Source organism: Moorena sp. SIO1F2 (genome assembly GCF_010672755.1).
Taxonomy (GTDB): Bacteria; Cyanobacteriota; Cyanobacteriia; order Cyanobacteriales; family Coleofasciculaceae; genus Moorena.
On record NZ_JAAHFV010000344.1, the window covers coordinates 1 to 6,759 of the forward strand.

Annotated in this window: 9 protein-coding genes; 6 read left to right on the top strand and 3 right to left on the bottom strand. The window is 41.0% G+C overall.

Annotation, left to right across the window (positions count from 1 at the left end):
- The 5 genes from F6J94_RS27630 to F6J94_RS27650 form a co-directional block, all read left to right on the top strand.
- A partial coding sequence (locus F6J94_RS27630; RefSeq protein ID WP_293046212.1) for a sulfotransferase family 2 domain-containing protein occupies positions 1-792 on the top strand: 792 nt, incomplete at its 5' end.
- Positions 793-1,552: 760 nt separating this feature from the next.
- Positions 1,553-2,041 (top strand): hypothetical protein, encoded by a 489-nt coding sequence (locus F6J94_RS27635; protein ID WP_293046215.1) that lies wholly within the window; start codon positions 1,553-1,555, stop codon positions 2,039-2,041.
- A 243-nt stretch (positions 2,042-2,284) separates the two neighbouring features.
- Positions 2,285-2,866, top strand: coding sequence for a Uma2 family endonuclease (locus tag F6J94_RS27640; protein ID WP_293020549.1), 582 nt, complete (start codon positions 2,285-2,287; stop codon positions 2,864-2,866).
- A gap of 9 nt (positions 2,867-2,875) precedes the next feature.
- The gene (locus F6J94_RS27645; protein WP_075903010.1) at positions 2,876-3,538 is read left to right on the top strand and encodes a type I restriction endonuclease subunit R; all 663 of its coding nucleotides are present in this window, start codon (positions 2,876-2,878) and stop codon (positions 3,536-3,538) included.
- 158 nt (positions 3,539-3,696) lie between these two features.
- Positions 3,697-3,822: a hypothetical protein gene (locus F6J94_RS27650; protein WP_293020546.1), complete on the top strand. Its 126-nt coding sequence runs from the start codon at positions 3,697-3,699 to the stop codon at positions 3,820-3,822.
- Here F6J94_RS27650 and F6J94_RS27655 read toward each other — a convergent pair.
- Both F6J94_RS27655 and F6J94_RS27660 read right to left on the bottom strand, forming a co-directional pair.
- Positions 3,809-5,605: an FkbM family methyltransferase gene (locus F6J94_RS27655; protein WP_293046218.1), complete on the bottom strand. Its 1,797-nt coding sequence runs from the start codon at positions 5,603-5,605 to the stop codon at positions 3,809-3,811. The genes F6J94_RS27650 and F6J94_RS27655 overlap by 14 nt on opposite strands.
- A 2-nt stretch (positions 5,606-5,607) precedes the next feature.
- Positions 5,608-5,751 carry a hypothetical protein gene (locus F6J94_RS27660; RefSeq protein WP_293046222.1) on the bottom strand — a complete coding sequence of 48 codons (144 nt, stop codon included), beginning with the start codon at positions 5,749-5,751 and terminating at the stop codon, positions 5,608-5,610.
- A 202-nt stretch (positions 5,752-5,953) separates the two neighbouring features.
- Between F6J94_RS27660 and F6J94_RS27665 the strand changes: the two genes are divergently transcribed.
- Positions 5,954-6,079, top strand: coding sequence for a hypothetical protein (locus F6J94_RS27665; protein ID WP_293046225.1), 126 nt, complete (start codon positions 5,954-5,956; stop codon positions 6,077-6,079).
- Here the strand turns inward: F6J94_RS27665 and F6J94_RS27670 are convergent.
- Positions 6,028-6,759 (bottom strand): tetratricopeptide repeat protein (locus F6J94_RS27670; protein WP_293046229.1); only part of this gene is annotated, 732 nt, incomplete at its 5' end. The two genes, F6J94_RS27665 and F6J94_RS27670, sit on opposite strands and share 52 nt — an antisense overlap.

Here is a 6,759-nt window from a genome sequence, read left to right on the forward strand (position 1 = left end):
TCTCCCTACTCCCTACTCCCTACTCCCTACTCCCTACTCCCTACTCCCTACTCCCTACTCCCTACTCCCTACTCCCTACTCCCTACTCCCTACTCCCTACTCCCTAAAACCCAGGACTTTTTCCCTCATCCAATTAATAACTGCTATAAAATGAGACTATCACACAAGCATAAATTCGTATTCATTGGCAAGCCCAGGTCTGGTGATACTACGATTAGACAAGCACTAGATCCTTACAGTGATATTGTTAGTACAGATAAACCGCGATACAACCATCCCCATGTGCCAGCATCTATGGTTCAACAGCATTTTGAACGCATGGGTTGGGATTGGAATAGCTACTTCAAATTCACTTCTGTTAGAAACCCCTGGGATATGCTTGTCTCTGTGTACTCCTTTGGAAATCCTGATCACAATGGCTTCTACTTTTGGGAGAAACAACAGTACAATCCTAACAAAAAAATGCCTTTTACCGAGTGGATCACTAAAGGAAAATCATGGGATATCAAGGCAGGTAAGCACTTAACTGATTTGTCGGCTTACTCACTGTCTTACTCGGCACTTGATGAGGATAACACGTTTCTTGTGGATTATGTTATCCGTTTTGAAACTCTAGAATCAGACGTAACTTTATTGGAGTCTCTGCTAGGACTGAAGCTGAATTGTCCGAAGATAGAGCAAGACAAACATAATGATTACACTAATTATTATAATCAGGAGTCTATAGACAGAGTCGCTAATTTATTTTGGTATGACATTAAGTATGGCAATTATAAGTTTGGGATGGCGTAGTTGGCTAAGGCAATAGGCAATAGGCAATAGGTAATAGGTAATAGGCAATAGGCATGCTAGCAAGAGCATGATCGCGCTGCTGGCGTAGGGTGGGCAGTGCTTACCTTCGAGATTGTCAGGTTTTAAATTGGTATTATGCACTGCCCACCTGAGGATTAATTTTATTAAAAATGTATACAATTAAGTACTAGTTTTTAATTAAGTTACTGTCGGTGGGCAGTTCCTATCAAAGCTATCGAGCCTACCGAAAACCCCGGTGAGGTTATGACCACCTTGATTCGATATTTATACGTAGACTAGGATAGGGTTTTGCCAGGGTTTGACGCCCTGGTGACTAGGAATTGTGGAGCTTATTTTTAAGCTATCAGCTTATGGGCTACGCGCACGCTAAGCGAACAGCTATCAGCCAATGGCTGACCACTGACCACTGACGAATGTATTAGTTGATCAGTAGTTATTCAGATTTGAATGCAGTTAAGCTGTAGTTGTTGACGTTTACACAATAGAATTCGGTCAAGCATTGGGGTTAACCAAAACTTGACCGATATTTTTTTTTATTAATATGCTGTATCCCTTGCTACACAAAGGTATATACCAGTTATATTACCCTGTCAATACCCTTTCATGTAAAATTTTGTTGCAGAATTAATCATTTCTGGGAAACTGAAGCACACTTAAAGGTGTCAGAGAAAATCCTAGTGAAATTACCTGTGAAATTTGGCTGAAACCGATTGTTGATATTCTGGGAGAGGAGGTAATTTTGGCTGGAAAAATTCCCGCTTTAATGGTTGCTGTCCACTTAGACGCTCTGTATCTGGAAAGCGATCGCGTTGTAGTAGAGGCGATGACAGATTTTAGCCGCCTTCCTTATTTTGATGGTAAGCGAGACGTAAATCATAATATTGCCAATATTAGTGAAGAGATTGTTTCTCAACCTTTTCAAAATCAGAATTTGTATCTGAAAGCGGGAATTCATTTACATTGGGCGTTGCCAGATGCTTTGACCAAGGGAATTCAAGTTACTGATGACAATAAGCAGACTAAAACAGTTTTTCCACCTGTTCCTAATCCTTGGTTAGTGACACGCAGTAACAAGGATAACCAGATTGAAAAGCAATGGGTGGTAGAGAGTGATTATCTCTATCCTGAAGGGAAAGGAAGTCAGGTGGGTAGTATTGCTTATCCCAACAAATTGGGTCAGCGTAGCTCAGAATTTATCAATCCGTCGCAGGGCACCAAGCTAGAATAGAATCGGAAAATCCTTACTGCCTAACGCACCCTACCAACTGAACTACAGGATCAAATATAGCACTACACATTAAGGTGTTTGACATGGATACAAGCAGCAAAAGCTGTTGTAGTCAACTTTAGCATGCATGGCTTTTGCCTAAAGCCCTTGCGCGTAGCGCTATACTGAGCGGAGTTTGCAAGATACACCTATCCTAAAGAGTAATGGCAACTGAACAACGATCGCAGCATCAGGAACATTAATATGGTGATTCAAACAGAAAAACGGTACTACACGCCTGAAGAATACTTGACATTAGAGGAGGAAGCGATAGATAAACATGAATATCGAGATGGAGAAATCATCCTCATGACAGGAGGCACGACAAATCACAATCAAATTGCGCTCAATTTCTGTCGCAAATTTCCTTTGACAATTAAGGAGCAAGAATATTATATCTATATCAATGATGTCCGCTTGTGCATAGCGCAATATCGCCTCTATACCTATCCTGACGTAATGGTAATTAAAGGAAAACCAATCTATGAAGGAATGGGTAAGACAAACGTAACCAATCCTTCACTCATTGTGGAAGTCCTTTCTAAATCGACGCGGGATTACGACTGGACGGATAAATTCATATATTATCGTTCTATCCCTGAATTTCAGGAATATATTTTAATCGATCAATATCGTTTTTATGTGGCTCAATATTTTAAGCAAGAGGATGGGCAATGGCTTTTCAATGATTATCAAGGGGGAGAATCAGTTTTAAAATTGGCTTCAGCTGATTTTGAAATTTCGTTTCAAAATTTGTATGAAAGAGTAGATTTTGAGTTGGATTAAGAGTGAATAATGATTCAAAATTACCCCATTTCCAAAACGATCGCTACCTTAGCTGACTTGAAGCAAAGGTTTAATTTATCTCCTACAGATAATGACCTTTTCTTTCAGGAATGGCAACAGGATTTACCTCAACTAACTGCTCAAGAACAAGAGAACCTAGACCAAATTCAAAGACGATTTTTACGTCATAGAGAACGAAGTCCTCTCCCAGAAGGTGTGATTAATCAATTACTAATTGGACCTTTACTTACTTTGGCAGGTTTATATGATGAACCTTTCTATGTCACTACTGAAACGACTGTTGAAGTGGAAGTAGAAGACAAGGATGAAATTTTACGAGGTCGAATTGATACTTTAGTTATTGCACAACAACTTTGGGTTCTCTTGGTTGAATCTAAATCTACTATTGCTTTTTCAGTAGCTTTACCTCAACTAATGACTTATATGATGGCAAATCCTAATCCTGAACGTCCTGTCTATGGTATGATTGGTAGCGGGGATGAGTTTTTGTTTGTTAAAATGTTGACCGAAGGTGTTCCCCAATATGATTTATCTAATCTTTTTTATCTGCTGCTACCTCGTAGGAATCAGTTATATGATGTCTTGCGTATTCTGAAGCAAATTGCTAAAATTATGGGTGCAAATATTGGGGTAATGAGTGATGTAAATTGAAGAGCGATCGCCTCCAAAACAGCTCTATATTCAATCTCGTAGTGGCGTGGCAAGCTTAAAATAGTGCAATAGATTTTTGCTCCCCATCTTCCCACACTCCCCGCGCCCCCGCCCCACACTCCCCGCGCCCCCGCCCCACACTCCCCCATCTGTTTCTAATGCATCAAATTAAGCTTGCCACGCCACTACCCAACTTTATTATGCACTCCCCACCCGACTCCCGACTCCCGACTCCCGACTCCCGATTCCCGATTCCCGATTCCCTACTCCCTATTTCTTTTTAAGAGAAACTAATGATGGGACAAAAGCAGAGAGTCGTAGATGAATTATCTTCGCTTGATTAAATAAGCCATCTTTGATCAGGTGAGGCAGAGGCTGTGGTCTGACATTGTAAATATTGTTGTCTATGACCTTTACTTTGCCTCCTTCTTGCTCAAAGAAACCCGATTGTAATAACTGGTTGAAATAGTACTGGTCAGCAAAATGTCCGGCTCTCATATCTGAGTCATTTCGTTGGGAAATCATAGTAATCCAGCCATCAATCATTTTAGTAATGAATTCGCATTTTTTAAAAGCGAATACTCCTGTATTAATGTATTTATGGGATTTATATCCAATAAATTTATAGGGGTGTTTACTATAGTCAACATTAGGTTCTCTGGCTATACATAAATCACAGTCATCTAGTAAGGAAAATATCTCGGAAATATCAGCAACGACTAAGGTGTCTGTATCAAGAAATAGAGTTTTTTGATAAGGGCTATTTTTCAAGATGTCTACTTTTAGTTTATGAGGATTTTTATTTTCGTTTAAGGGATAGACTGTACAACCATCTAACTCCCCCATGGCGCAATCAGTAAATAGGGAGATGGGGATGGTAGGATTGGATTTATTGAAAAATTTATAAGCATTAAGAAATTCTTGTTTAAATTTTTCACCAATGGCTAAAAAAATGACACCACAGTCGTGGCTTGTGTCCTTCTTTTGACTAGGGTTGCCTTGGAAACCTTTACTATGGTTTTTACTATGGTGTTTATACAGACCTTCTAATAAAGCTTCGCCAAAATTATCTTCTGACCACTGGAAGTTAGGGTTAAGGGACATCCCTAAGCGATACTCAGTTACTGCTTCAGCTGCCATGCCTTTTCGGGCTAGGGCTTTGGCTAAGGTGATATGATACTGATGGTGATCAGGGTTCAGTTCAATGGCTTTACGGTAAAATGCGATCGCAGATTCCAGATGACCTTGTTTCTCCAAGACATCCCCCAAGTTGTGATGAGAGGAAGATATGGTGGGGTTAAGGCCAATCGCACGACGGTAAGCGATGATAGCTTGATCAAGCTGATTATTTGCTGTGTAAGCTTCCCCTAATTTATGCTGGAAGCCACAGAAGTATTGTGCTTTTGCTGGTACTGCCAGTACATCAATTCTCTCAGTGTTGAGGCTGGTCTTTGGTTGTATTGGTTGTAAATCGTAATCATGTCGCTTCAGAAAATCGTAAATCTCTTGTCGATTCCCGAGGGTTCGTTTAAATACTTTCTCGTTAATCTCAATCACCATCCGAGGTTGATGTTGATAGATAGTCTCTTCCGCTCCTTTGAGGGCTTTCAACTCCCAACCTTCTACATCAAACTTGATCAAGTCTAGCTGGCTAAACTCAAAGGAATCTAATGGAACAGCTCGAATAGTTTGTGAGTTCTCTGAATAGGAGCAAAAACTCTCTCCTGTATTCGGTCGAATCACCAAATTCAGGGTTTCTTCTTGGTCTGAAAGAGCATAGTTATAGGATTCTGCCCCTGGTACATTTAACGTGAGACATTCATAAGCTTCTGGCAGGGGTTCAAATGCTAACACTCGACCAGTTAGGCCAACTTTATTCAAGTAAGCAATGGTGTGATCGCCAATGTTGGCACCAACATCTATGGCAACACCACCCCTTGGTATATGGGGTAAAATCCCCCTCAGCAGTGATTGATCGTGATCTAAGCGTCCTACTTTTGGGATTAATTGAGTCCTATAGGTATCATCTGCAATTAATGCAATACCATTCCAAAATTTGATTGCCATAGTTAGGTTTTAAAGGTAACAGGTAATAGGGAGTAGGGAGTAGGGAGTAGGGAAAAGGGAGCAGGGAGTAGCGGATATGGGAAAAAATCCTGGGCTCTTCTAGAGTAGTTATGATATATAGCAATTCTACGACTTGTGAGGTACAAATTTCTGGGTTTTAGGGAGCAGGGACTTCGGAGCAGGGAGCAGGGAAGAGGTAAGAGTAACCCACCCCTAACCCCTCCCAGGAGGGGAAGTGAGGGAAGAGGGAAAAAATAATGTGTACCTCATAGCTACGAGAAACGCTATAGGGTTTTTATCTGGGTTGTAAACACACTTCTTGCCTTCAAACTTTAGCATGTATGCCTCTTGCCTCTTGCCTCTTGCCTGTTCCCTATTCCCTATTCCCTATTCCCTATTCCCTACTCCCTACTCCCTACTCCCTACTCCCTACTCCCTACCTTGCCTTGTTTTTCCAAAACCCTGGTCAACTGAGCGTTTACTTCATAATTTTCGGGTTGGATCTCGAGGGCGATTTGGTAGAAAATAATGGCTTGGTCTAACTGATTTTGTTTAACTAATGTATTGCCTAACTGTAGATACAGTTCAGGATCGTTGGATTGTATCCCTAATGCCTTGTGATAATTCTCGAGATTATCTGGATTAGTCCGAATGGCTCGACGATAACAGCTGATTGCTTGATCTAAATCTACTTGGACTCTTTCTCGAAGCACATTTCCTAATTTTTCGTGTATCTCGGGGTCATCTGGCTTTAACTGTATAGAGCGACGGTAAGACGCTACCGCCTGATCGGACTTTCCCAATTGAACCAATACACTTCCTAAACTACTGTGTAACTGAGGATGGCCTGGATTTAATTTAATAGCACTGCCATAGGCGGTAAGGGATTCATCCCAACGGTGGAGTTTGCTGAGGGCATTTCCTAAGTTTTGGTAAAATTCAAAGTACTGGTTGGGGGATAGGCCTATGGCTTGGTTTAAGGCAGCTACTGCTTCGTCTAACTTGCCGTGTTCAGTTAAGGCTAGCCCTAAATTATGGTGAGACCAGGGATTGTAAGGATTGAGTTCTATAGCTCGCTGGTAAGCTATTGCTGCTTCATCCCAATTCTGTTGTGTTAAGAGTAAATCCCCTAACCAATGGTAAGACTCACAAGA